This is a genomic window from Candidatus Cardinium hertigii (assembly GCF_050864855.1).
GTDB lineage: Bacteria > Bacteroidota > Bacteroidia > Cytophagales > Amoebophilaceae > Cardinium > Cardinium hertigii_C.
Genome location: NZ_JBOZWW010000046.1, coordinates 1 through 846 on the forward strand (window position 1 = coordinate 1; position 846 = coordinate 846).

An 846-nucleotide genomic window follows, 5' to 3' on the forward strand; every position below is an offset into this window, starting at 1 on the left:
AAATATAGGTGTCAAGTTAAAGATATGATAAGGATTTTGTTCTTCCCCAGAGTTAATCCTTCTATTTGTGTATATGAAATGTCGTTTTTCATTAAGCTATAGAGAGTTGGAAGAGATGATGCGTATGAGAGGCGCAAAGATTGACCATTCTACTTTACAAAGGTGGGTCATTAAGTTCATTCCACTGATAGATCAAGAAGTTAGAAAAAGAAAACGTCCAGTTGGTAGTAGTTGGAGAATGGATGAAACTTACGTCAAACTAAATGGTAAGTGGATTTATTTATATAGAGCAGTAGATCGTTATGGAGATACAGTTGATTTTTTTCTAAGTGCACGTAGAGACAAGTCTTCAGCTCTTTCTTTTTTTCGTAAGGCTATCAAAGATAATAACACTCCATCCAAAGTGGTAATTGACAAAAGCGGTAGTAACAAATTGGCTCTGTCGCATCTGTATTTAATTTTGTATAGTCCTCTCCCTTGTCTTTAATTTTGAATATTATGCGGCCATTAGTTTAGCGAAGTTCTCAAAAGTAGATACCTGTTTTTTAGCTCCGATTAGTTGTTCTTTTTGAATGATTCTAATATTTTCTATTCCTGTAATGGTAATGTTAGCCGAATAGAAACTCTTAAACCCTAGCATGGGTTTTATCCGTTTTTTGATAAACCTATGATCTTGTTCGACTCTATTATTTAAGTATTTGTTTTGAAATATTTGAATTTTGTGATCTTGATCTAGTTCTGAATTTAATGCATCAAGTGCAGATTTGTTACTACCGCTTTTGTCAATTACCACTTTGGATGGAGTGTTATTATCTTTGATAGCCTTACGAAAAAAAGAAAGAGCTG

General features: G+C 33.5%; 1 protein-coding gene and 1 pseudogene. One reads left to right on the plus strand and one right to left on the minus strand.

Annotated elements, in window-relative coordinates; genetic code table 11:
• Window positions 1–31: 31 nt before the first annotated feature.
• Window positions 32–451, plus strand: a pseudogene (locus ACRRVB_RS01695) (IS6 family transposase); the annotation flags it as partial.
• A gap of 45 nt (window positions 452–496) precedes the next feature.
• On the opposite strand, the gene ACRRVB_RS01700 reads toward ACRRVB_RS01695, so the two are convergent.
• Window positions 497–846, minus strand: a 350-nt coding sequence (locus ACRRVB_RS01700) for a DDE-type integrase/transposase/recombinase (protein WP_432466267.1), incomplete at its 5' end; no start/stop codon positions are given.